The sequence below is a fragment of the Ramlibacter sp. JJN2-2R genome, assembly GCF_057747835.1.
This window is the reverse complement of the sequence record NZ_CM173226.1, coordinates 1,341,848-1,364,573: the sequence shown is the minus strand read 5'-3', so window position 1 is coordinate 1,364,573 and position 22,726 is coordinate 1,341,848. Positions and strand designations below refer to the sequence as shown.

28 protein-coding genes are annotated in these 22,726 nt (G+C 72.2%); 16 read left to right on the top strand and 12 right to left on the bottom strand.

Annotated features, from left to right (window positions below; translation table 11 throughout):
* Positions 1-169: 169 nt before the first annotated feature.
* The 7 genes from AC3ANR_RS06745 to AC3ANR_RS06715 all read right to left on the bottom strand — a co-directional run bounded on the left by AC3ANR_RS06745 (position 170) and on the right by AC3ANR_RS06715 (position 4,007).
* Entirely contained in the window at positions 170-826 is a 657-nt protein-coding gene (locus AC3ANR_RS06745) for an energy transducer TonB (RefSeq protein WP_488291111.1), read from the bottom strand.
* A complete protein-coding gene (locus tag AC3ANR_RS06740) occupies positions 823-1,263 on the bottom strand; it encodes an ExbD/TolR family protein (protein WP_488291110.1) in 441 nt (146 codons plus the stop codon). Before AC3ANR_RS06740 ends, AC3ANR_RS06745 begins: the two co-directional genes overlap by 4 nt.
* Positions 1,264-1,276: 13 nt before the next feature.
* On the bottom strand, positions 1,277-1,708 hold the full coding sequence (locus AC3ANR_RS06735; protein WP_488291109.1) for an ExbD/TolR family protein: 432 nt from the start codon (positions 1,706-1,708) through the stop codon (positions 1,277-1,279).
* Between the two features lie 26 nt (positions 1,709-1,734).
* Positions 1,735-2,604: a MotA/TolQ/ExbB proton channel family protein gene (locus AC3ANR_RS06730; protein WP_488291108.1), complete on the bottom strand. Its 870-nt coding sequence runs from the start codon at positions 2,602-2,604 to the stop codon at positions 1,735-1,737.
* Between the two features lie 346 nt (positions 2,605-2,950).
* Complete coding sequence (locus tag AC3ANR_RS06725; RefSeq protein WP_488291107.1) at positions 2,951-3,448, bottom strand: GNAT family N-acetyltransferase; 498 nt, start codon at positions 3,446-3,448, stop codon at positions 2,951-2,953.
* A 34-nt stretch (positions 3,449-3,482) separates the two neighbouring features.
* On the bottom strand, positions 3,483-3,740 hold the full coding sequence (locus AC3ANR_RS06720; protein WP_488291106.1) for a CopG family transcriptional regulator: 258 nt from the start codon (positions 3,738-3,740) through the stop codon (positions 3,483-3,485).
* Positions 3,741-3,812: 72 nt separating this feature from the next.
* Complete coding sequence (locus tag AC3ANR_RS06715) at positions 3,813-4,007, bottom strand: CopG family transcriptional regulator (protein ID WP_488291105.1); 195 nt, start codon at positions 4,005-4,007, stop codon at positions 3,813-3,815.
* 123 nt (positions 4,008-4,130) lie between these two features.
* Between AC3ANR_RS06715 and AC3ANR_RS06710 the strand changes: the two genes are divergently transcribed.
* The 4 genes from AC3ANR_RS06710 to AC3ANR_RS06695 all read left to right on the top strand — a co-directional run bounded on the left by AC3ANR_RS06710 (position 4,131) and on the right by AC3ANR_RS06695 (position 7,253).
* On the top strand, positions 4,131-4,904 hold the full coding sequence (locus tag AC3ANR_RS06710) for an SDR family NAD(P)-dependent oxidoreductase (RefSeq protein ID WP_488291104.1): 774 nt from the start codon (positions 4,131-4,133) through the stop codon (positions 4,902-4,904).
* Positions 4,905-4,987: 83 nt separating this feature from the next.
* A complete protein-coding gene (sorA, locus tag AC3ANR_RS06705) occupies positions 4,988-6,208 on the top strand; it encodes a SorA family sulfite dehydrogenase catalytic subunit (RefSeq protein WP_488291103.1) in 1,221 nt (406 codons plus the stop codon).
* An 11-nt stretch (positions 6,209-6,219) separates the two neighbouring features.
* Positions 6,220-6,564: a SorB family sulfite dehydrogenase c-type cytochrome subunit gene (gene sorB, locus AC3ANR_RS06700; RefSeq protein WP_488291102.1), complete on the top strand. Its 345-nt coding sequence runs from the start codon at positions 6,220-6,222 to the stop codon at positions 6,562-6,564.
* A 29-nt stretch (positions 6,565-6,593) separates the two neighbouring features.
* Positions 6,594-7,253, top strand: a complete 660-nt coding sequence (locus AC3ANR_RS06695; protein ID WP_488291101.1) for an NUDIX hydrolase — start codon at positions 6,594-6,596, stop codon at positions 7,251-7,253.
* Between the two features lie 129 nt (positions 7,254-7,382).
* Here the strand turns inward: AC3ANR_RS06695 and eda are convergent, their stop codons facing one another.
* Together eda and edd are read right to left on the bottom strand one after the other, a co-directional pair.
* The gene (gene eda / locus AC3ANR_RS06690; RefSeq protein WP_488291100.1) at positions 7,383-8,033 is read right to left on the bottom strand and encodes a bifunctional 4-hydroxy-2-oxoglutarate aldolase/2-dehydro-3-deoxy-phosphogluconate aldolase; all 651 of its coding nucleotides are present in this window, start codon (positions 8,031-8,033) and stop codon (positions 7,383-7,385) included.
* Positions 8,024-9,862, bottom strand: a complete 1,839-nt coding sequence (gene edd, locus AC3ANR_RS06685; RefSeq protein WP_488291099.1) for a phosphogluconate dehydratase — start codon at positions 9,860-9,862, stop codon at positions 8,024-8,026. Before edd ends, eda begins: the two co-directional genes overlap by 10 nt.
* Before the next feature lie 113 nt (positions 9,863-9,975).
* Here edd and AC3ANR_RS06680 point away from each other — a divergent pair, with 113 nt between their 5' ends.
* The 4 genes from AC3ANR_RS06680 (at position 9,976) to AC3ANR_RS06665 (ending at position 13,621) form a co-directional block, all read left to right on the top strand.
* Positions 9,976-10,557: a gamma-glutamylcyclotransferase gene (locus AC3ANR_RS06680; protein WP_488291098.1), complete on the top strand. Its 582-nt coding sequence runs from the start codon at positions 9,976-9,978 to the stop codon at positions 10,555-10,557.
* 104 nt (positions 10,558-10,661) lie between these two features.
* On the top strand, positions 10,662-11,222 hold the full coding sequence (locus tag AC3ANR_RS06675; RefSeq protein WP_488291097.1) for a LuxR C-terminal-related transcriptional regulator: 561 nt from the start codon (positions 10,662-10,664) through the stop codon (positions 11,220-11,222).
* 81 nt (positions 11,223-11,303) lie between these two features.
* Positions 11,304-12,815 carry an AMP-binding protein gene (locus tag AC3ANR_RS06670; protein ID WP_488291096.1) on the top strand — a complete coding sequence of 504 codons (1,512 nt, stop codon included), beginning with the start codon at positions 11,304-11,306 and terminating at the stop codon, positions 12,813-12,815.
* The gene (locus AC3ANR_RS06665) at positions 12,812-13,621 is read left to right on the top strand and encodes a 3-hydroxybutyrate dehydrogenase (protein WP_488291095.1); all 810 of its coding nucleotides are present in this window, start codon (positions 12,812-12,814) and stop codon (positions 13,619-13,621) included. Before AC3ANR_RS06670 ends, AC3ANR_RS06665 begins: the two co-directional genes overlap by 4 nt.
* Positions 13,622-13,631: 10 nt before the next feature.
* Here the strand turns inward: AC3ANR_RS06665 and AC3ANR_RS06660 are convergent, their stop codons facing one another.
* Genes AC3ANR_RS06660 through AC3ANR_RS06650 form a run of 3 tightly spaced genes read right to left on the bottom strand, consistent with a single transcriptional unit; the run spans position 13,632 to position 16,817 of the window.
* Positions 13,632-14,171, bottom strand: coding sequence for a nucleotidyltransferase family protein (locus tag AC3ANR_RS06660; protein ID WP_488291094.1), 540 nt, complete (start codon positions 14,169-14,171; stop codon positions 13,632-13,634).
* Positions 14,168-16,336 carry a xanthine dehydrogenase family protein molybdopterin-binding subunit gene (locus tag AC3ANR_RS06655; RefSeq protein WP_488291093.1) on the bottom strand — a complete coding sequence of 723 codons (2,169 nt, stop codon included), beginning with the start codon at positions 16,334-16,336 and terminating at the stop codon, positions 14,168-14,170. The genes AC3ANR_RS06660 and AC3ANR_RS06655 overlap by 4 nt, the downstream gene beginning before the upstream one ends.
* Positions 16,337-16,352: 16 nt before the next feature.
* The gene (locus tag AC3ANR_RS06650) at positions 16,353-16,817 is read right to left on the bottom strand and encodes a (2Fe-2S)-binding protein (RefSeq protein WP_488291092.1); all 465 of its coding nucleotides are present in this window, start codon (positions 16,815-16,817) and stop codon (positions 16,353-16,355) included.
* Positions 16,818-16,975: 158 nt separating this feature from the next.
* Between AC3ANR_RS06650 and pdxH the strand changes: the two genes are divergently transcribed.
* The 8 genes from pdxH to AC3ANR_RS06610 all read left to right on the top strand — a co-directional run bounded on the left by pdxH (position 16,976) and on the right by AC3ANR_RS06610 (position 22,725).
* The gene (gene pdxH / locus AC3ANR_RS06645; protein ID WP_488291091.1) at positions 16,976-17,623 is read left to right on the top strand and encodes a pyridoxamine 5'-phosphate oxidase; all 648 of its coding nucleotides are present in this window, start codon (positions 16,976-16,978) and stop codon (positions 17,621-17,623) included.
* Positions 17,624-17,668: 45 nt separating this feature from the next.
* Entirely contained in the window at positions 17,669-18,091 is a 423-nt protein-coding gene (locus AC3ANR_RS06640; protein WP_488291090.1) for a hypothetical protein, read from the top strand.
* Between the two features lie 90 nt (positions 18,092-18,181).
* Entirely contained in the window at positions 18,182-18,496 is a 315-nt protein-coding gene (locus tag AC3ANR_RS06635) for a hypothetical protein (protein WP_488291089.1), read from the top strand.
* 12 nt (positions 18,497-18,508) lie between these two features.
* Positions 18,509-19,921 carry a TolC family protein gene (locus AC3ANR_RS06630; RefSeq protein ID WP_488291088.1) on the top strand — a complete coding sequence of 471 codons (1,413 nt, stop codon included), beginning with the start codon at positions 18,509-18,511 and terminating at the stop codon, positions 19,919-19,921.
* A gap of 11 nt (positions 19,922-19,932) precedes the next feature.
* Positions 19,933-21,342 (top strand): multicopper oxidase family protein, encoded by a 1,410-nt coding sequence (locus tag AC3ANR_RS06625; protein ID WP_488291087.1) that lies wholly within the window; start codon positions 19,933-19,935, stop codon positions 21,340-21,342.
* Between the two features lie 17 nt (positions 21,343-21,359).
* Positions 21,360-21,896: a cupredoxin domain-containing protein gene (locus tag AC3ANR_RS06620; protein WP_488291086.1), complete on the top strand. Its 537-nt coding sequence runs from the start codon at positions 21,360-21,362 to the stop codon at positions 21,894-21,896.
* Positions 21,893-22,375, top strand: coding sequence for a DUF411 domain-containing protein (locus AC3ANR_RS06615; protein WP_488291085.1), 483 nt, complete (start codon positions 21,893-21,895; stop codon positions 22,373-22,375). The genes AC3ANR_RS06620 and AC3ANR_RS06615 overlap by 4 nt, the downstream gene beginning before the upstream one ends.
* Complete coding sequence (locus AC3ANR_RS06610; protein WP_488291084.1) at positions 22,372-22,725, top strand: copper-binding protein; 354 nt, start codon at positions 22,372-22,374, stop codon at positions 22,723-22,725. Before AC3ANR_RS06615 ends, AC3ANR_RS06610 begins: the two co-directional genes overlap by 4 nt.
* The last annotated feature ends 1 nt before the right edge of the window (position 22,726 follow it).

Here is a 22,726-nt window from a genome sequence, read left to right as displayed (position 1 = left end):
CCGTTCTCCACTGTGACACAGCTGTGTCAAACGGTCACTTGGGGAAACGCGTGTTCGGCGCCGTCTGTTGTCGAAATACATCAGCACTTCGCGCAGCGTGCGCGCACGCATGAAAAAAGGGCGGCCTCCTCTCGGAAGCCGCCCTCTTCGGAGGGGTCGCGGCGAGCGCTTATTCGACCTTGAAGCCGAACACCTGGGTGGCCACGACCTCGCCCGGGCCGCTGATGCAGCGGTACTGCATCATCGCCTGGCGAACCGAGTTGTGGAACACGCGCGGGCCGGACAGGATCGTGACCTCGACGACCTGGCCGTTGCGGATCAGGGCCTGGGCCGTCACGTCGCCTTCGATGCCTTCGCGCAGCGCCTGCTTGGGCATGTCCGGCTTGACCTGCGTGGGGCAGACCACGCCCATGTCGCCGCGCGTCGGGCCGGCCGGCGCCGCGGGGGGCGGCGGCGGCGCGATCACCGGCGGCGCCGGGGGCGGCGCCTGCACCGACTGCACGACCGGGGCGGTCGTGGTCGGCGGCGTGACCTCCGGCGGCGGGATGAACGGCGGCGGCGGGGCCTTGGGCTGCTCGATCTGCTTGGGGGTCTCGATCTTCTTGGGCGGCGGGGGCGGCGGAGGCGGCGGCGGGATGATCACTTCCTGGATCACCGCGGCTTCCATCGGCTTCTTGATCAACTCCAGGCCCTTGCGGGCGGTGCCCGTGATGAGCGCCCAGGCGATCAGGATGTGCAGCAGCGCGACGACGATCCAGCCGACCGTGCGCCGCTTCGGGTCCGCGCCGGGATAGCGGCGGCGGTCGTGAACGGTGGTGGTGGTCATTGGACGAACTGCTCGCTGCCGATGACGGCCAGCTTCGACAGCCCCTTGCGTTTGGAGGTGGACAGGACGTTGGCGAAGACGGCGTACTGGGCATCCTTGTTCGGGCGAACGTGGATGTCCGGCGGCACGGGCAGCTTGCCCAGCTCCGTCATCTTCTGGTCGAGCTCGGCGGGCGTGACGGGCAGGCCCTGCCAGTACACCGTGCTCTTCTCGTCGATGTCGATCTGGATCTTCTCCGGCTTGATCGAGTCGTTCGGGGGCGTGCCCACGGGCAGCTCCAGGTTGACCGCGTGCAGCTGGATCGGGATCGTGATGATCAGCATCACCAGGAGCACCAGCATCACGTCGATCAGCGGCGTGGTGTTGATGTCCATCATCGGCTCCGGGTCGGCGTGCGCGGCGCGCATGCTCCGGATCGGCTTCTTGTTACGCAGCATGTGTGTGCCTCCGTCAGCCGCCCAGCGGGGGCGGTTCGGTGATGAAGGCGACCTTGGTGATGCCGGCGCGCTGGCAGGCATACAGCACCTTGCCGACGCCGTTGTACTTGCCATCCTTGTCGCCGCGGATGTGCACCTCGGGCTGCGGCTTCATGGTGGCCACCTTCTTCAGGCGGCCGACCAGGTTCTCCACATCGTTCACGCGGGTGTCGTACCAGAACACGTTGCCCGCGGGGTCGACCGAGATCACGATGTTCTCGGGCTTGGTCTCCCGCACCTCCACGCGCTCCTTGGGGAGCTGCACCGGAATGGAGGTGGTGACCACCGGGATGGTGATCAGGAAGATGATCAGCAGCACCAGCATCACGTCCACGAGGGGCGTGGTGTTGATGGCGGAAATGACTGCGTCGTCGTCGTCTTCCGACGACCCAACTGCCATGGCCATGGGAATGCTCCCTTAAAGGCCGGCGATCAGGCGCGGCCTGCGGAACCGACGATCACGGCGTTCAGCTCGCCGCTGAACTCGCGCACCTCGTCCATGATGGCCTTGTTGCGGCGGGCGAGCCAGTTGTACGCCAGCACCGCGGGAATCGCGACGGCCAGGCCGATGGCGGTCATGATCAGCGCCTCGCCCACGGGGCCGGCCACCTTGTCGATGGACGCCTGGCCGGAGATGCCGATCGCGGTGAGCGCGTGATAGATGCCCCACACCGTGCCGAACAGGCCGACGAAGGGGGAGGTGGAGCCGACGGTGGCCAGGAACGCCAGGCCCTTCTGGGTGCTGGCCTGGACGCGGTCGACGGCGCCTTGCACGTTCATCGAGATCCAGTCTTCCATCGGAATGTGCTTCTTCAGGCCGGCGTGGTCCTCGGTGGCGCTGACGCCCGAGTCGGCGATGAAGCGGTAGGCGCTGTTCTTCTCCAGCGAGTTGACGCCGTCGCGCAGCGTGCCGGCCTGCCAGAACTTGGCCTGGGCGGTGCGGGCGGCGCGGGCCAGCTTGGTCTGCTCCAGCAGCTTGACCACCAGGATGTACCAGCTGCCGGCGCTCATGATGGCCAGCAGGATCAGCACGGAACGGGCGATGACGTCGGAGCCCTTCCAGAGGGCCTCGATGCCGTACGGGTTGTCGAGGGCCTCACCGTTCTTGGCGGCGGCAGGCTGCGATGCGGCGGGTGCCACGGCGGCCGGTGCGGTCGCGGGAGCGGGCTCGGCGGCAGCACTGGCGGCCGGGGCGGAGGGTGCCGTCTGCGCTTGCGCGTGAGCGATTGGGGCACCGAGGGTTGTGAGCGCCAGCGTCGCGGCGGCTACGAGGATGCGCAGGGAAACGGACCGCAAAATCATTCCTTTGTGAACGCGAAAGAGAGAGGCCTCACCGGGTAGGGTGGGGCTGGCTATCCGGCCACTGTTGTGCAGCGCAGGACAACCGGCGAGTATAAAGTTCCCGACCCACCCGTCTTGCACCAAAGCTGGGCGAACCCGCCCTTGGTGATTAGTGCAAACCCCTAAAACTGCGATCCAAGCAGCAAGGTTGATGCCGGGCGCGCCCGCTTCGACGAATTGCATCGCGCATCGTGGTGTGGCGTTCCACTACGTGTGAAGACTGCGGCCCCGATGCCCTGCACCCGATGGCGGTCCGACACAGTCTCGGGCGGCGCGGGCCCGGAGGCCCGACGCCCGGCCGCCGCCCTCAGTCGAAGAACGACGCGCCGGGGCGCTCCTGCTCGTACAGCTGGTAGTGCGTGCGCTCCATGCCGAGCGCCGCATACGTCTGCTGGGCGCGCCGGTTCTCCGCCTCGACGTACAGCCGCAGGCCGCACACGCGCTCGTCGGCCATCGCAAGCCCCGCGACATGGCCGTACAGGGCGCGGAACACGCCCTGGCGGCGCGCCTCGGGCCGCACGTACACGCTCTGGATCCACCAGAACAGGCCGTCGCGCCAGTCGCTCCACTCGAAGGTCACCATGAGCGAGCCCACCACTTCGCCATCGCGTTCGGCCACCAGGTAGAAGCCCAGGCCCGGGTCGCCCAGCATGCGGCGCACGCCGGCGAGCGAGCGCTCGTCCTGGAGCCGGCGGCCCTCGGTCTCGAGCGCCATGGCGCGGTTGAAGCCGGTGATGGCCTGCAGGTCGCGCGGCTCGCCGCGGCGCAGGTGGAGCGTGGGGGACGGACTGGAAGGAGCGGACATCGCGGAAGTATCCGCGACGCGCGCTGCGCGGGAGTCAGCCTGCGCGGCTGCTGGCCCGGCGCGGGGCCGCAGCGGTCTGCGCCTTGACGGGGGTGGCGGGCTTGCGCGCCGGCCGGGCGCGCGACGCGCGGGCGACGGGGAGCGCCGGCACCGCATGCGCCTGGATGTAATCGCGGATCAGGTGGCGCAGCACCTGCGACGGGGTCACGTCGTCTTCCTGGCACACCCGCTCGAACTCGAGCTTCCTCGACGGGTCGAGCAGCACCGTCAGCCGGGCGGTCTTGAGTTGCATCTCCACGGGCACCTCGAATGTGCATCAAATTCTAATTCGAACTCGATCGTGGCGCGGCCGCCAGGGCATCGGCTATTCGTCGCGGCGGGTGCGGTGCCGGCCCGAGCCCGGTGCGGCCGGTCGCGCGCCATGGGCGGCGAGGTGGCTCTTGATCAGCTGGCGCATCATCTGCGACGCAGTGATGTCCTGCGCCTCGCAAAGCTTCTCGAAAGCCTGCTTCAACTGCGGATCGAGCAGGAAGGTGAAGCGTGCGGGAGAGGTCGGCATGGGATCGTCGGTTAGGGTAATAACATTGTAATGTCTGGCTCATCCGTGGGCAAGCCTTCCCGCCCCGCGGTGGCGTCCACCGGCCCGCAGCGCCTAGACTGCGGCACCCATGCGAGGAACCCCATGACCCAGCGCAAGACCGCCCTCATCACCGGCTCGGGCACCGGCGTCGGCGCCGCCACCGCCCTGGCACTGGCGGGCCGCGGCTACGACGTCGTCGTCAACTACTCGCGCAGCGAGAAGGAAGCGCAGGAGAGCGCCGCCGCGTGCCGGGCCGCCGGCGCCGACGTGCTGTTGCTGCAGGCCGACGTGGCCGACGACGCCGACTGCCGCCGCCTCGTGCAGGCCGCCGTCGACCGCTGGGGGCGCCTCGATGCGCTGGTCAACAACGCGGGCATCTCGGTCTTCGGCCAGTCGGCCAGCTGGGATGCGCTGGACGCCGCGGCCTTCCAGAAGATCCTGGGCGTCAACACCGTCGGCACGTTCCAGATGGTGCGCGCCGCGCTGCCGCACCTGCGCGCGGCCAAGGGCTCGATCGTCAACGTCTCGTCCGTCGCCGGCGCGCTGGGCATCGGCTCGTCGGTGCCCTACATCGCGTCCAAGGGGGCCCTGAATGCCATGACGCTGCACCTGGCGCGTTCGCTCGCGCCGGACGTGCGCGTCAACGCCGTCTGCCCCGGCCTGATCACCTCGCGCTGGTTCGCGCGCGGGATCGGCGAGGAAGGCTACGAGAAGGTGCGGCGCGCCTACGAGGCGGACGTGCCGCTCGGGCGCGCCTGCACGCCCGAGGACGTCGCCGAGGCGATCGTCTGGCTGGTCGACGGCGCGCGCACCGTGACGGGCGAGTTGCTCCTGCTCGACAGCGGCACGCACCTCGGCCGCGCGGCGCGAAGCTGATCGGCGGCATCGGGGTCTGTCCGGAGTTCCGCGCCGGCACAAAGCGAGGAACACTGCCCGCATCCCTTGCAGGAGGTGATCCCATGGACGAGATCGATGGATGGCGCAGGCGGCTCGTGGCCGCCACGGGGGCCGCGCTCGCGGGCGGCCTGGGCCCCTGGCGCGGGGCCTTCGCGCAAGGCAGCACGGTGGACCTGCCGCTCGCGAACGGCCGCCGCGCGCTCGCCGCCTTCCCGGAGAAACGGCCGCTGATCGTGCTGACCACCCGGCCGCCGCAGCTGGAGACGCCGTTCGAGGTGTTCAACGACGGCCTGCTGACGCCCAACGACGCCTTCTTCGTCCGGTACCACAACGCGGGGCTGCCCACCTCGATCGACGGTGACCGCCACACCATCGCCATCGGCGGCAACGCGGTGGGCAAGCCGTTCAAGCTGACCATGCAGGACCTGCGCACGCAGTTCAAGCCGGTGGAGATCGTGGCCGTGAACCAGTGCTCGGGCAACAGCCGCGGCCTGTTCAACCCACGCGTCACCGGCGGCCAGCTGGCCAACGGCGCGATGGGCAACGCGCGCTGGACGGGCGTGCCGCTCAAGGACGTGCTCGCCCGCGCCGAGCCGAAGAACTCGGCGCGTCAGGTCACGTTCGACGGCCTCGACCAGGCGCTGTTCGGCGGCGGCGACTTCGTCAAGGCGCTGGACATGCGGCATGCCATGGACGGCGAGGTGCTGCTCGCCTACCAGATGAACGGCGCCGACCTGCCCATGCTCAATGGCTTCCCGGTGCGGCTGGTCGTGCCGGGGTACTACGGCACCTACTGGGTCAAGCACCTGTCGGCCATCGAGGTGATCGACTCCGTCTTCGACGGCTTCTGGATGAACCCGGCCTACCGCGTGCCCGACAACGACTGCGCCTGCATCGAGCCGGGCACCACGCCGGCCGCCACCCGCCCCATCGGCCGCTTCACGGTGCGCTCGTTCATCACCTCGGTGGCCAACGGCGCGCAGGTGCGCGCGGGACAGCCGCTGGCGGTGCGCGGCATCGCCTTCGACGGCGGCCAGGGCATCCGGGAGGTCGCCTGGTCGGCCGACGGCGGCCAGACCTGGCGACCGGCGGCGCTCGGACAGGAGCTGGGCCGCTACTCGTTCCGCGAGTTCACCTTCGGCTTCACGCCACAGCCTGGCGCCCACGACCTGCGCGTGCGGGCCTGGAACCGCTCGGGCCAGAGCCAGCCGATGGAGGCCCTGTGGCAGCCGGCCGGCTACATGCGCAACGTGGTCGAGTCCGTCAAGGTCACCGCGGCCTGAAGGAGCCGACCATGCGCACCGCCCTCCTCCGCACCGCCCTTCTCGCCACTGCGCTCTTGGCCACGGCCCTCGGCGCGGGAAGCGCACAGGCCGCCGTCAAGACCATCACGCTGCCGCCCGACCCCGTGCAGCTCAAGCCGAGCGCGCTGCCCGGCTACGCCAAGGCCCAGGCCAGTTGCGTCGCCTGCCACTCGGCCGAGTACATGCTGTACCAGCCGCCCACCGCGCCGCGCCCCTACTGGGACGCGATGGTCAAGCGCATGAAGGGCGTGTTCAAGGCGCCGATCGACGACGCCGACATGCCGGAGATCGTCGACTACCTGGTCCGGACCTACGGCAACGAACAGCCGAAGTAGGCCGCCGCCGCGGCTGCAACAATGGCCGCATGCTGCTGGACGATTCCCTGCGCGACGCCATCGCGCTGCAACTGCGCCGCTGGCCGGTGCAGCGTGCCCACCACGGCGAACACAGGCATGCCGCCGTCGCCGTGGCCGTGGCCGAGGAAGGCTGGGGCGCGCACCTGCCAGGCATCGCCGCGCCTGCCCACTGGAGCCGCCAGGCGGCCCTGCTCCTGACCCGCCGCGCCGCCACGCTGGGCAACCATCCCGGCCAGTGGGCGCTGCCCGGCGGGCGCGTCGACGGAGGGGAGACGCCCGAGCAGGCGGCGCTGCGCGAACTGCAGGAGGAAGTCGGCCTGGCCCTGGCCGGCGACGCCGTGCTGGGCGTGCTGGACGACTTCGTCACCCACTCCGGCTTCGTCATCACGCCGGTGGTCGTGTGGGCAGGCGAGGCGCGCGACCTCACGCCCAACCCCGCCGAGGTGGCCAGCATCCATCGCATTCCGGTGGGCGAGTTCATGCGCGGCGATGCCCCGATGCTGGAGCCGTCGGACGACGCGGCGCGGCCGGTGCTGCGCATGCCCGTGGGCCACGGCTGGATCGCCGCCCCCACCGCGGCGGTGCTGTACCAGTTCCGCGAGGTCTGCATCGCGGGCCGCGCGACCCGGGTGGCGCACTACGAGCAGCCGCTCTTCGCCCGCCGTTGACGCGCGCCGCTGCCGGCCCGGCGCACCTGCAGCCGGCCCCGGGTCGGCCGGCGCCAGGCGCCGCTTTGTGGCTGCTGGCGCGCCCGCGCAGCCCTCGCCCGGCCCGCGCGACCGCCGAGGCTTGCTTGCTCAGGCGCGGCGCAGCGCGGCGGCCTCGCGCGCCAGCGCCGTGATCGCGGCCCAGTCGCCGCGCCGGACCAGGTCCGGCGGAGTGAGCCACGAGCCGCCCACGCACACCACGTTGGGCAAGGCGAGGAACTCGTGCGCATTGCCCGCGTGGATACCCCCCGTCGGACAGAAGCGCACGTCGTGGAACGGGCCGCCGAAAGCCTTGAGCATCGGCACCCCGCCGGCCTGCAGGGCCGGGAAGAACTTGAGCTCGGTGTAGCCGCCGTCCAGCGCCGCCATCACCTCGCTGCCGGTGGCCACGCCGGGCAGCAGCGGCAGCCCGAGCTCGCGGCAGGTGTCGCCCACCGCGCGCGTGTAGCCGGGGCTGACGGCGAAACGCGCGCCCGCCTCGAGCGCCGCCCGCGCGTCGGCCGCGCTGCGCACCGTGCCCGCGCCGGCGACAGCCGCCGGCACCTCGTTGGCGATCGCCCGGATGCAGTCGATCGCCGCGGGCGTGCGCAGCGTCACCTCGAGCATGCGGATGCCGCCCTGCACGAGCGCGCGCGCCAGCGGCACCGCATGCGCGACGTCGTCCAGCACGATGACGGGAATCACCGCCGCGTCGTTCATCACGTCCAGCGGGGTCAGGATGCCTCCGCGGGTCACAGCCATGTGCACGCTCCCTCTTCCGCTTCCGCGGCGTTGCGCCGGAAGGCGCCGAACAGCTCGCGCCCCAGCCCCATGCCGTTGTCCTCGTGCTGCGCCGGCGGCATGCGGGCCGGTTCGCGCCGGATCCAGTCCTCGTGCGGCACCAGCGCCTCCAGCCGACCGTGGCTGGCATCGAGCCGCACGACGTCGCCGTCGCGCAGCAGGGCGAGCGGGCCGCCGGCCGCCGCTTCGGGCGAGACGTGGATCGCCGCCGGCACCTTGCCCGACGCGCCGCTCATGCGCCCGTCGGTGACCAGCGCGACCCGGTAGCCCTTGCCCTGCAGCACCGACAGCGGCGGCGTGAGCTTGTGCAGCTCGGGCATGCCGTTGGCCTGCGGCCCCTGCCAGCGCACCACGCACACCAGCCCGTTGGCGCCGTTCGAGCGGCAGGCGTCTTCCAGCTCGCCGGCCTGGAACGCCTGCAGCAGCGCCTCCTGGGTGTCGAAGATGCGCGCCGGCGCCTCGATGAAGTGGCGGTCGTCGGGCACCGCCGAGACCTTGATCACGCTGCGGCCCAGGTTGCCCTTGAGCAGCCGCAGCCCGCCGGTGCGGCTGAAGGGCTCCGCCGCCGGGCGCACCACGGCCGCATCGCGCGAGGGCCCGATGTCGCGCCACTGCAGCCCGTCGCCCAGCTCCGGCTCGCGGGTGTACTCGCGCAGGCCGCCCTCGCGCACGGTGAGCACGTCTTCGTGCAGCAGCCCGGCGTCCATCAGTTCGCGCAGCACATAGCCCGGCCCGCCGGCGGCCTGGAACTGGTTCACGTCGGCCTGCCCGTTCGGGTAGACACGCGCCAGCAGCGGCACCACCGACGACAGCTCGGCGAAGTCGTCCCAGTCGATCGAGATGCCGGCCGAGCGGGCCACCGCCACCCAGTGGATCAGGTGGTTGGTCGACCCGCCGGTGGCCAGCAGCGCCGCCATCGCGTTGACGATGCAGCGCTCGTCCACCTGGCGGCCGATCGGCGTGAAGCGCCGGGCCTTGACGTTGCCCAGCAGCGTGCGCACCGCCTCGCGCGTGAGCGCCTCGCGCAGCTCCTGGCCCGGATTGACGAACGCGGCGCCCGGCACGTGCAGGCCCATGGCCTCCATCAGCATCTGGTTGCTGTTGGCCGTGCCGTAGAAGGTGCAGGTGCCCGGGGAGTGGTAGGCCTGCTGCTCGGCCTGCAGCAGCTCGGCGCGGCCGACCTTGCCCTGCGCGGCCAGCTCGCGCACCTTGGCCTTGTCGCTGTTGGACAGGCCGCTGGGCATGGGCCCGGCCGGCACGAACACCGTGGGCAGGTGGCCGAAGTGCAGCGCGCCGATCAGCAGGCCGGGGACGATCTTGTCGCAGATGCCCAGCATCAGGGCGCCGTCGAACATGTCGTGGCTGAGCGAGACGGCGGTGGCCATCGCGATCACGTCGCGCGAGAACAGCGACAGGTCCATCGCCGGCGTGCCTTGGGTGACGCCGTCGCACATGGCCGGCACGCCGCCGGCGACCTGGGCAGTGGCGCCCTGGCGGTGCGCCTCGTCCTTGATCACGTCCGGATAGCGGGCGTAGGGCGCGTGCGCCGAGAGCATGTCGTTGTAGGAGGTGACGATGGCCAGGTTGGGCGCCCGTTCGGCCACCACCTTGAGCTTGTCGTTCGCCGGCAGCGCGGCCACGGCATGCGCGACGTTGGCGCAGCCGAGGCGGTCGCTGCCGCGCTCGCGTGCGGCCATCCGGTCGACCAGCTGCAGGTAGCGGGTGCGGCCATTGGCGCTGCGCTCGCGGATGCGGTCGGTGACCCGGGCCACGACGGGGTGCAGGGACATGGTGTTGCGGTCTTGCAAAGGGAACTGGGCATCCTACCCGCAAGGCAGCGCCGCGTTCATGCCGTGGTGACCACTGGTGACCGGCCGGCGGCCGCCAGCGCTACAGTTTCGGCATGGACCTCAAGCCGCTGCGCGATCCGCTGCCGATGCTGGAGAAGGCGCTCGCCGACTGGGGCGGGCACGAGGACCTCTGGGTCTTCGGCTACGGCTCGCTCATCTGGCGGCCGGAATTCGAGTACGCGGAGCGGCGGCCGGCCCGCGTGCAGGGCTGGCACCGCGCCCTCAAGATGTGGAGCCGCATCAACCGCGGCACGCCCGACTGCCCCGGCCTGGTGTTCGGCCTGCTCACCGGCGGCAGCTGCCAGGGCGTGGCATTCCGCATCCCGAAGGCCGACGGCGCCGCCGTGCTCACCCGCCTGTGGGCACGCGAGATGGTGATGGGGGTGTACGACCCGCGCTGGCTGGCCTGCCACACCCTGCACGGCCCGGTGCAGGCCCTGGCCTTCACGCTCTCGCGCAAGAGCCCCAGCCACACCGGCGTGCTCACCGAGGAACAGTACCGCCGCATCTTTGCCGATGCCTGCGGCAAGTACGGCACCACGCTGGAATACGCGGCCCGCACGCTGGAAGAGCTCGAGCGCCACAACATCCGCGACCGCCACCTCGAACGCCTGTTGCGCCTGGTCCGGGATTGACCACCTGCGGGCCGGCACCCGGCCTGCGCCGTCATCACCAGGGCCGCACGCGCGGTGACGGGCTGGCGCGGCAGAATGCGGCCCCGACGCCGATGGCCCGCCCGATGACCCCGCCCCCGACTCCGAACGACGCCCTGCGCCTGGCCTTCGAGCTCTCGCCCGTGGGCCTGTGCGTGACCGAACGCCGCATCCTGACCCTGTGCAACGCGGCCTTCGGCAGCATGTTCGGCTACCCGTCGGGCGAACTGCTGGGCCTGCCGCTGGTGCCGCTCTATCCGAGCCGCGACGAATACGAGCAGATCGGCCAGCAGGGGCTGCCGGTGATGCGCGAGACCGGCATGTACAGCGACGAGCGGATCATGAAGCGCCGCGACGGCAGCCTGTTCTGGTGCCACGTCGCCGGCCGCGCCGTCGACCGCAGCGACCCCTTCGCCTGCGCGGTCTGGATGTTCGAGGACCTGTCGGCCCGCCGCCCGGTGGCGGGCGAGCTCACCGCCCGCGAGCGCGAGATCGCCCGCGAACTGGTGGCCGGCGCGAGCAGCAAGGAGATCGGGCGCACGCTGGGCATCAGCCCGCGCACGGTCGAGGCGCACCGCGCCCGGCTGATGAAGAAGCTGGGCGCGGGCAACCAGGGCGAGCTGGTCGCCCGGCTGGTCGGCGCCTGAGCCGCGCACCGGCCTAGGGCCGGCCCTGAGGTACTTCTACGCTCTGGCGGGGCGCACGCCGCGCGGCTATCGTGAGGCGCCATGAACCTGGCCGCCTCGCTCGCGCGCATCGCGCGCATGGACCCCGACCGCCCGGCGCTGCTCCTGGGCGACCGACTCCTGTGGACCTACGGGCAGCTCGCCGACCGGGTCGCCCGCCGCGCCGCGGCGCTGCGCGGCGCCGGCCTGCAGCCGGGCGACCGCGTCGCCCTGTTCCTGCGCAACCACCCCGCCTACCTGGAGCTGATGTACGCCTGCTGGTGGGCCGGGCTGGCGACGGTCCCGATGAACGCCAAGCTGCACCTGCGCGAGGCACAGTGGATCGCCGACCACGCCGAGGCGGCCTGGGCGTTCGTGACCGAGGACGTCGGTCAGGGCCTGGCCGCGCCCGGCCGGACCATCGACGTCGACAGCGCCGAGTACGAGGCGTTGCTCGCGCCCGAAGCCATCGAGATGACACACCGCGCCCCCGACGACCTGGCGTGGCTGTTCTACACCAGCGGCACCACCGGCAAGCCCAAGGGCGTGATGCTCTCGCACCGCAACCTGCTGACCATGGCACTGGGCTACTTCGTGGACGTCGACCCCATCGATCCGCAGGACGCCATCGTCTACGGCGCGCCGATGTCGCACGGCGCCGGCATCTATGCCCTGCCGCACATGCTGGCCGGCGCGCGGCACGTCGTGCCGGCCTCCGGCGGCTTCGAGCCGGCCGAGATGTTCGCGCTGGCGCGCAGCGTCGGCCGGCTCTCGATGTTCGCCGCCCCCACCATCGTCAAGCGGCTGGTCGACCATGCCGAGGCGCACGGGCTGGACGGCGAGGGCTTCAAGACCATCGTCTATGGCGGCGCGCCGATGTACGAGCAGGACATCCGCCGCGCCCTGCGCGTGATGGGGCCGCGCTTCGTGCAGATCTACGGCCAGGGCGAAAGCCCGATGGCGGGCACCGCCCTCGCCCGCCGGCACCTGCTGGACACCGCGCACCCGCGCCACGCGCACCGGCTGGCCTCGGTGGGCGTCGCGCAGTCGCCGGTGGAAGTGCGCGTGGCCGACGCCGACGGCCGGCCGCTGCCCACCGGCGAGACGGGCGAGGTGCTGCTGCGCGGCGACACGGTGATGCTGGGCTACTGGCGCGATCCGCAGGCCACCGCCGCGGCGGTGCGCGACGGCTGGCTCTTCACCGGCGACATGGGCAGCCTGGACGAGGACGGCTTCCTCACCCTGCGCGACCGCAGCAAGGACCTGGTGATCAGCGGCGGCTCCAACATCTACCCGCGCGAGGTCGAGGAGGTGCTGCTGCTCGCCCCCGGCGTGGCGGAGGTGGCCGTGGTCGGCGCGCCCGACCCCGAGTGGGGCGAGGTGGTCGTCGCCTTCGTGGTCCCGCGGGCGGGCCAGGCCATCGAGACGGCGGCGCTGGACGCGGTCTGCCTCGAGCACATCGGCCGCTTCAAGCGGCCCAAGCGCTACGTGATCGTCGACGCGCTGCCCAAGAACAACTACGGCAAGGTGCTCAAGACCGCGCTGCGCCAGCAACTGAAGGAGCAACCCGAATGACTTCCCCCCTCCTCGCGGGCCGGCGGGCCCTGGTGACCGGCTCGGTGCAGGGCATCGGCCTGGCGATCGCCGAGGCGCTGGCGGCGCAGGGCTGCGCCGTCGTCCTGCACGGCCTGGCCGACCCGGCGGCGATCGACGAGGCAAGGCGCACGCTGCTGGCCGCCGGCGCGCCGCGCGTGGACGCCTTCACCCACGACCTGCGCGAGGCCGCGCAGGTGGAGGCGCTGGTGCAGTCCGCGCTCGAAGGCGGCGCCATCGACATCCTGGTGAACAACGCCGGCATCCAGCACACGGCGGCGCTGGCCGACATGCCGCGCGATCGCTGGGACGCGATCGTCGCCATCAATCTCTCGGCGGCCTTCGACACCATGCGCCTGCTGCTGCCCAGGATGGCCGAGGCGGGCTACGGGCGCGTCGTAAACATCGCGTCCGTGCACGGCCTGGTGGCCTCGGTGAACAAGGCGCCCTACGTGGCCGCCAAGTTCGGCCTGGTGGGACTGAGCCGGGTGGCCGCGCTGGAATATGCGGGCGCCGGCTCGCGCGCCAGCGGCGGGGTCACGGTCAACTGCGTCTGCCCCGGCTGGACCGAGACGGCCATCATCCAGCCGCAGATCGAGGCCCGCGCGGCCGCGCTCGGCGCCACCCGCGACGAGGCCATCCGCGACCTGCTGCGCGAAAAGCAACCCAGCCAGCGCACCTCGCTGCCGCAGGAGATCGCCCGCGTGGTCACCTGGCTGTGCGAGCCCGCCGCCCACAACCTCACCGGGACTGCGATCCCGGTGGACGGCGGCTGGACCGCGCAGTGAGCGTGAGCGCCTAGCCGCCGCGCTGCCGCAGCAGCCGCTCGGCCTCGCGCAGGGCGTCGACGGTGTCGATGTCGATGGCAATGCCCTCGTCGTCCACCGGCAGCTCGGTCACGGCGCTCGCCTGCACGATCGAGGCCGCTCCCTTGGGCCCGGCGAGCGCCGCCAGCGCCGGCCCGCAGTCGCGCGGAAAGCCCACGGGATGCCCCCGCCGGCCCTGGAAAACCGGCACCACGACCTCGGCACCGGTGAGCGCCTGCGCGACGCGGCGCAGGGTCTGCGGCCGCACCAGCGGCAGGTCGCCCGGCAGCACCAGCCAGCCGGGCGCGCCGCGCGTGGCGCGCACGGCGGCAGCGATCGAGTCGCCCATGCCCGGATGGCCGGCATCCTCGACGTGCCAGGGCAGGCCGCTCGCGCGCACGGCGTCGAGCGTGCGCTCCAGCACCGGCCTGCCGCCCAGCGGCGCCTGCAGCTTGGACCCCTGCCCGCCGGAGGCCAGGAAGCGCTCGCCCCGGCCGGAGGCGAGCACGAGCACGACGGGCAGCGCGGTCACGCCTTCGCGCCGCGGATCGCCTCGGCGGTGATCGGCAGCTTGCGCACCCGGGCGCCGGTGAGCGCCGCCACGGCGTTGGCGATGGCGGGCACCACCACGGCCGTCGCGGGCTCGCCGATGCCGCCGGGCTTCTCGGTGCTGTCGACCAGCACGATGTCGATCGCCGGCGCCTCGTGCATGCGCACGACCGGGAACTGGTGGAAGTTGGTCTGCTGCACGCGACCCTTGTCGACCGTGATCTCCTGCATCAGCGCGGGCCCCATGCCGAAGACGATGCTGGACTGGATCTGGGCCTCGACGGTGTCCGGGTTGACCATGCGGCCCAGGTCGGCCGCGCAGGTCACGCGGTGCACCTTCACGGCGCCGTCCTTGTCGAGGCTGACTTCCGCCACCTGCGCCATGTAGGTGTCGTAGCCCTCCATCAGCGCGATGCCGCGCGCGCGCCCGGCCGGCAGCGGCTTGCCCCAGCCGGCCTTGTCGGCGGCCAGCTTCAGCACGTTGGCGAAGCGCGGCTTGTCCTGCACCAGGGCCAGGCGGTAGGCGTACGGGTCCTGGCCGGCCTCGCGCGCCAGTTCGTCGATGAAGCTCTCGTTGGCGAACGCGTTGAGCAGGTGGCTCACCGAGCGCCAGTAGCCCACGCGCAGTCCCGCATCGTGCTTGACCACGTCGTGGCGGAAGGCAGGGATGGCATAGGGCGCCAGCGCCGCTTCTGTCATCAGCGGGTCCTGCACCTCGGCCGGCAGGCCGAACACGCGGCCGGTGATCGACTGCGACGTCATGCGGAAGGTCATCGCCGCGGGCTTGCCGTCCGCCCCGAGTGCGGCGGCGAGCTGGTGCACCGCCTGCGGCCGGTAGAAGTCGTGCGTCATGTCGTCCTCGCGCGACCACACCAGCTTCACCGGCCGGTTCACGGCCTTGGAGATCTGCGCCGCCTGCACGATGAAGTCGACGTCGATGCGCCGGCCGAAGCCGCCGCCCAGGAACGTGGTCTGCAGCGACACGTCGCCCGGCTGGACCGCCAGCGCCTTGGCCACCGCGCCCTGCGCGCCGTCCTGCCACTGCGTGGGGCCGATCAGCATCACCTTGCCGTCCTTCCAGGACGCGGTGAAGTTCATCGGCTCCAGCGGCGAGTGCGACAGCAGCTGGCTCACGTACTCGCGCCGCACCACGCGCTGCGAGGCCGCGATCACCGCATCCGGGTCGCCCTGCTTCTTGACCTCCAGCGGCTTGCCCGTGGCCGACGCCGCCCGGATGCCTTCCAGCATCGACGCCGTGGTCAGCGCCGCGCCGGGGCCGTCGTCCCACTGGATCTGCAGCGCCTTGCGGGCCTTGTCTGCGCGCCACCAGCTGTCGGCCACCACGGCCACGCCGTCGGGGATCTGCACGACGTCGATGACGCCCGGCATCGCCTTGGCCTTGGCCGCGTCGAAGCTCTTGACGCTGCCGCCGATGACCGGCGACTGCTCGAGCGCCGCGTACACCATGCCCGGCACCTTCACGTCGATGCCGAAGGTGGCGGTGCCGTTGGTCTTGGCCGGCGTGTCCAGGCGCCGGGTGCGCTTGCCGACGATGCGGAAATCCTTCGGATCCTTCAGCGGCGGCTTCTCGGGCACCGGCATGGTGGCCGCGCTGGCGGCCAGTTCGCCGAACGTGGCCTTCAGGCCCCTGGGGCCGGTGACGATTCCGTTGCCGGGCTTGACCTGGTCGCGGTCCACGCCCCAGCGCGCGGCGGCCGCGGTGACGAGCATCTCGCGCACCTGGGCGCCCGCGACGCGCAGCTTCTCCCAGCCGTCGCGCACCGAGGTCGAGCCCCCGGTGAGCTGCGGGCCGCCGAGCAGCGCGTTGCCGTAGGCCTTGGTGTCGGGCGGCGCGATCGCCACGCGGACGCGGTCCAGGCCGACGCCGAGTTCCTCGGCGATCAGCATCGGCATCGAGGTGTAGACGCCCTGCCCCATCTCGGAGCGGGCGGAGATGAGCGTGATGGTGTTGTCGTCGGCGATGTGCACCCAGGCATTGGGGGTGTGCAGCGTGCCGGCCGCCTGCGCGTCGCGCAGGCCGGGCAGGCTCACGCCGAGCAGCAGGCCGCCCGAGGCGACGGCGGCGGTCTTGAGGAAGTCGCGCCGCGAGGTCTCGACGGCGTGGGCGGTGGAAGCGGAGTTGGTCATGGCGGGCTCCTTGCGTTCAGGCGCTGCGCATCGCGCCGGCCGCATCCTTGATGGCCGCCTTGATGCGCCCATAGGTGCCGCAGCGGCACACGTTGCCGCTCATGGCCGCGTCGATGTCCGCGTCGCTGGGGTTGCGGTTCTTCGCCAGCAGCGCCGCCGCGCTCATCAGCTGGCCCGACTGGCAGTAGCCGCACTGCGGCACGTCGTGCTTGATCCAGGCGACCTGCAGCGGGTGCCGGTTCTCCTGCCCCAGGCTCTCGATGGTCGCGACCTTCTGGCCCTGCACCGCCGACAGCGGCGTCTGGCACGAGCGCACGGCATTGCCGTTCAGGTGCACGGTGCAGGCGCCGCACAGCGCGGCGCCGCAACCGAATTTGGTGCCGGTCAGGCCCAGTTCGTCACGGATCACCCACAGCAGCGGGGTGTCGGGTTCGGCCTGGGCCGCCACGGCCTTGCCATTGAGGTTGAAATTCACGGCCATCGTCGTCTCCTTCGCGCTGCGCCCTCCCTCGAGGGCTCGCCGTCGAGCCTAGGGGGCGGTTCGCAAAGCTTCAGCGGGTTAACCCTGAACCCCCGTCAAAGTTCTCAGGCTGAGACACCGGCGCGGGGGGCGGGATGGTGCAGTGCCACAATCGACCCATGAGCGACACGTCCAGCCGCATTGCCGACCTGCGCAAGAGCTACGAGCGCGCCGAGCTGAGCGAGGACGCGAGCCATGCCGACCCGCTGCGGCAGTTCGACCAGTGGCTCACCGAGGCCATCGCCGCCGAGGTGCCGGAGCCCAACGCGATGACGGTGGCCACGGTGGCGAGCGACCTGCGCCCGAGCACGCGCGTGGTGCTGCTCAAGGGCTACGACGCGCGCGGCATCGTCTGGTACACCAACTACGACAGCCGCAAGGGCAAGGAACTGGCCGGCAACCCCTATGCGGCGCTGCAGTTCCACTGGGTCGAACTCGAGCGGGTCGTGCGCATCGAGGGCCGCGTGGAGAAGACCAGCGCCCAGGAGAGCGACGACTACTTCGCCAGCCGGCCGCTGGATTCGCGCATCGGCGCCTGGGCCAGCCCGCAAAGCGAGGTGATCGCCAGCCGCACGGTGCTGGTGGCGAACGCGGCGAAGTACGGCGCCCAGTTCCTGCTGCAGCCGCCGCGCCCGCCGAACTGGGGCGGCTACCGGCTGGTCCCCGACCAGTGGCAGTTCTGGCAGGGCCGCAAGAGCCGCCTGCACGACCGCCTGCGCTACACGCCGCAGGATGGCGGCTGGCTGCGCGAGCGGCTGGCGCCCTGACCTGCCGCAAGGCACGGCCATGGGCCGTTGACTAGAATGGCGTCGATGGCCCGTTTCCGCGTGCTCCTCGCCTGGCTGCTGCTGGCCGCGATGCCCCTGCAGGGCTTCGCGGCCGCGACCATGCTGTTCTGCGGAAGCACACCGGCCGTCGCCGCCGCGGCGGTGTCCGGCCTCGGCGCATCGATGAACGACCAGGACGACCACGCCACGCACCATGCCATGGCGCACGAGCAGGCATCGTCCCAGGCGGACCACCAGCACGGGCACGACGCAACCCCGCACGACGGCCAGGCCGGCGCCAGCCACCACTGCCCCGTGTGCGCGTCCGGCTGCCAGGCCGGCGCCGCGCCGCCGGTGATGCATGCCTCCGCGCCGCTCCTGGCCGCTCCGCAGTGGTTCGGCAGCGAGCCGCCGGCTCGCCTCGCCAGCCGGGCGCCCACGGTGCCCGACAAGCCCCCACGCGCCTGACCTCGTCGTCCGGCACCGCCAGGTGCCGCCCCGTGCCGTGCGCGCCCCGCGCACGGTCATGCCGTCGCATCGACACGAGGTTGTTCCTTCATGCATCGTCCCTGCCTCCGCGCAGCCCTGCTCCTGTGGCCGGCCGCGCTGGCCGTCGCGGCCACCGAGCCGCCCACTGACGCGTTCTCCGGCTACCGGCCGTTCTCCGACCAGCAGGTCGCCCCCTGGCGCGCCACCAACGACGCGGTGACGCCGGCGCCGCGTCGCGCCGCCGCAGCTGCACCCGCTGCATCCAACGCACCCGGCACCCCCGCCGCGACGGCCCCCGCCCCGGCCCGGCCGGCACTGGCCGCATCCGCGCCGGCTGCGGCGCCGGCCGCGCCGCCCACGCCCATGCACGGGCACCAGCACTGAAGGGACTCCGCCGTGCGACGCACCTTCCTTCTCGCTCCCCTGGCCGCCGCCGCGCTGCTGGCCGGCTGCGCCAGCCTGGATGCCGACCGCGCCATCGCGTCGGCCAACGACACTGCCGCGGGCTTCACCGGCGGCGCCCTGCAACTGCAGCGCACCGGCGCGCAACGCACCGAGCAGCAGCGCCTGGTCGACGAACTGCTGTCCCGCCCGCTGGGCCGTGACGACGCCGTCCGCGTGGCGCTGGCCAACAGCCCCGCCCTGCAGGCGCTGCTGGCCGAGCGCCTGGCCGACCAGGCCCAGGCCGTGCAGTCGGGCCGCATCGCCAACCCGGTGTTCAGCTTCGAGCGCCTTCGCCTGGGCGGCGAGCTGGAGATCGGCCGCCTGCTGTCGTTCGGCCTGGTGGACCTGGTCACGCTGCCGCAGCGGCTGGCCGTGTCCCGGCACCTGCAGGCGCAGGCGGCCACGCAACTGGCCGCGACGGTCGTGGAGCAGGTGAGCGCGGTGCGGCAGGCGTGGGTCGACGCCGTCGCCGCGCAGCAGACCCTGGGCTATGCACGCCAGGTGCAGCAGGCCGCCGATGCGAGCGCCGAACTCGCCCAGCGCATGCAGCAGGCGGGCAACTTCAGCAAGCTGCAACGCGCGCGCCAGCAGGCCTTCTATGCCGACGCGACCGCGCAGCTGGCCGCGGCCCAGCACACGGCGCTGGCCGCCCGCGAGGCCCTGGTGCGCCAGCTCGGGCTGGACGACGCGCAGGCCGGCCGGCTCGCGCTGCCCGAGCGCCTGCCCGACCTGCCCGGGCAACCGCGCGCGCCGGCCGACGTGTCGCAGGAGGCGCTCGCGCAGCGGCTGGACGTGCGGCTGGCGCGCGAGCAGCTGCAGGCGGCCGGCGCCGCCCGCGGCGTGAACCTGCTGCCCAGCCTGCTGGACGTGGAGCTGGGCGTGCGCCGCGACACGGTGTTCGATGCCGGCGCGCGCGACACCCGCCGCGGCTTCGAGGTCGACATCCGGCTGCCGCTGTTCGACTGGGGCGACGCCAGGCGGGCGGCGCTGGACGAACGCAGCCTGGCCGCCGCCCACCGCTACGACGCGGCGGCGCGCGCAGCGACCTCCCAGCTGCGCGAGAACTACTCCGGCTACCGCACCGCGTGGCAGCTGGCGCGCCACTGGCGCGACGAGATCGTGCCGCTGCGCCAGTCGATCGGCGACGAGAACCTGCTGCGCTACAACGGCATGCAGATCGGCGTGTTCGAGCTGCTGGCCGACGCGCGCGAGCAGGTGGCCAGCGTCATGGCCGCCATCCGCGCCGAGCAGCAGTTCTGGCGGGCCGACGCCGCGCTCTCGGCGGCCCTGATCGGCCGCCCCATCACCAGCTCGATCGCGACGCCCTCCGCGGGCGGCGCCCCGGCGGCCGACGCCGGCCATTGAAGGACAGATCCATGGACAACAGCAGACGACGTTTCCTCGGCGGCGCCGGCGCCATCACCGGCGCCGTGGCCGCCGCGGGCGTGAACCGCGCGGCGATGGCCGCCCTGCCCGAGCCGCCGATCCAGACCCGGCCCGACACCATGCCGCCGCTGGCGCCGCCCGACGGCCGCCCGTACAACCCGGTGGTGACCCTCAACGGCTGGACGCTGCCCTGGCGCATGAACGACGGGGTCAAGGAGTTCCACCTGGTCGCCGAGCCGGTGGTGCGCGAGATGGCGCCCGGCTTCAAGGCCCACCTGTGGGGCTACAACGGACAGTCGCCGGGGCCGACGATCGAGGTCGTCGAAGGCGACCGGGTGCGCATCTTCGTCACCAACCGCCTGCCCGAGCACACCAGCGTCCACTGGCACGGCCAGCGCCTGCCCAACGGCATGGATGGCGTGTCGGGCCTCACGCAGAAGGCGATCGAGCCGGGCAAGACCTTCGTCTACGAGTTCGTCGCCCGCCGCCCCGGCACCTTCATGTACCACCCGCATGCCGACGAGATGGTGCAGATGGCCATGGGGATGATGGGCTTCTGGGTCACGCACCCGCGCGCCAGGCATCCGCTGATCGATCCGGTGGACCGCGACGTCGTGGTCCTGCTCGGCTCGTACGACATCGAACCCGGCGCCTACACGCCCAAGACGATGACCATGCTGGACTTCAACCTGTGGACGTTCAACAGCCGCGTGTTCCCGGGCATCGACTCGATCAACGTGCGGCGCGGCGACCGCGTGCGCCTGCGCTTCGGCAACCTGACGATGACCAACCACCCGATCCACCTGCACGGCCACGAGTTCACCGTGACCGGCACCGACGGCGGGCCCACGCCGCGCAGCGCGCGCTGGCCCGAGGTGGGCGTGGACATCGGCGTCGGCCAGATGCGGCAGATGGAGTTCGTCGCCGACGAGGAAGGCGACTGGTCCCTGCACTGCCACAAGAGCCACCACACCATGAACGCGATGGGCCACAACGTGCCCACCATGATCGGCGTCGACCAGCGCGAGGCCGTGCGCAAGATCACCGGCCTGGTGCCCGACTACATGGAGATGGGCACGCGCGGCATGGCCGACATGGCCGACATGCCGATGCCGCTGCCCGAGAACACCCTGCCGATGATGACCGGCCAGGGCCCCTTCGGCCCGGTCGGCATGGGCGGCATGTTCACCGTGCTGAAGGTGCGGCGCGACCAGAAGCCGGGCGACTACCGCGACCCGGGCTGGTACCGGCACCCCGCCGGCACCGTCGCCTATGAATTCACCGGCCAGCTGCCGCAGGCACCCAAGGCGCCGGCCCGGCGCAGCACGCCCGCCACGCCGGCCCGCGACGTCGAGGTGCGCGTGCGCAAGCCCGGCGCCGGCCACGAAGGACACCACTGAATCCAGGAGAACGATCGATGCAACGACGAACCCTCGCCTTCGCGGCGGCACTGTGCGCGGCCGCTCCGCTCGCCTTCGCGGCGGGCAGCGGCCACGACCACCACGCCCACGATCACGACCACCACCACAGCGGCGCCACCGCGCCCGCCGCCGAGCCCGAGCAGCAGGACTGGGGCATCGCCGCTCCGGGCCGCCGGCCCGGCCGGACCATCGTCGTCACCATGACGGACGACATGCGCTTTTCCCCCTCCCGCATCCGTGTGCGGGAGGGCGAGGTCGTGCGCTTCGAGCTGCGCAACCGGGGCAAGGTGCTGCACGAGATGGTGCTGGGCACCCCGGACGAACTGCAGCGCCATGCGGCGCTGATGGAGAAGAACCCCGGCATGGAGCACGACGAGGCGCACATGGTCCACGTCGCCCCGGGCGGCCACGCCGGCCTGGTGTGGAACTTCAACCGGCCCGGCAGCTTCGAATTCGCCTGCCTGGTGCCCGGCCACTATCCCGCCGGCATGGTCGGCGCCCTGACCGTCACCCCCAAGGAGACCTCGCGATGAACCGCTCCCTCACCCGCCGCCACCTGCTGGCCGGCGCCGCCGCCGCCGCCCTCGTGCCGCTGTCCGCCGCCGCGCAGCAGCCGCGCAAGCTGTTCGCCGAAGTCTGGAAGGACGAGGGCTGCGGCTGCTGCGAGGACTGGGTCCGGCACCTGCAGGCCAACGGCTTCGAGGTCAAGGTGCATGACGGCGGCCACCACCCCATGCGCGAGAAGCTGGGCATCGACCGCAAGTACGCCTCGTGCCACACGGCGCTGGTGGGCGGCTATGCCATCGAGGGCCACGTGCCGGCGGCCGACATCCGCCGGCTGCTCGAGGACAAGCCCCGGGCGGCCGGCCTCGCCGTGCCCGGCATGCCCGTCGGCTCGCCGGGCATGGACGGTGCGGCCTACGGCGGCCGCCAGGACGCCTACGAGGTCCTGCTGGTGCAGCGCGGCGGCGCCAGCACCGTGTTCCAACGTTACCCGGGAAAGAAAGCATGAAGATCGCCACCCTCGTCCTCGCCCTCGCGGCGGCCCTGGCCGGCGTGCCGGCCTACGCCCAGGCGGGCTCCTCCGCCCCCACGACCCCCGCCGCGACCGCGGCCCCGGCAACGCAGGCGGCCGACGCCGACTGGGTGGACGCCGAGGTGCGCCGCGTGGACCGCGAGAACCGCAAGGTGACGCTGCGCCACGGCGAGCTGCGCAACCTGGACATGCCCGGCATGACCATGGTGTTCCAGGTCGCCGACCCCGCGCTGCTGGAGGGCCTGCGGGCGGGCGACAAGGTGCGCTTCCGGGCCGCGAAGCAGGACGGCGTGTTCCTGGCCACCGACATCCAGCGGGCCGGCTGAG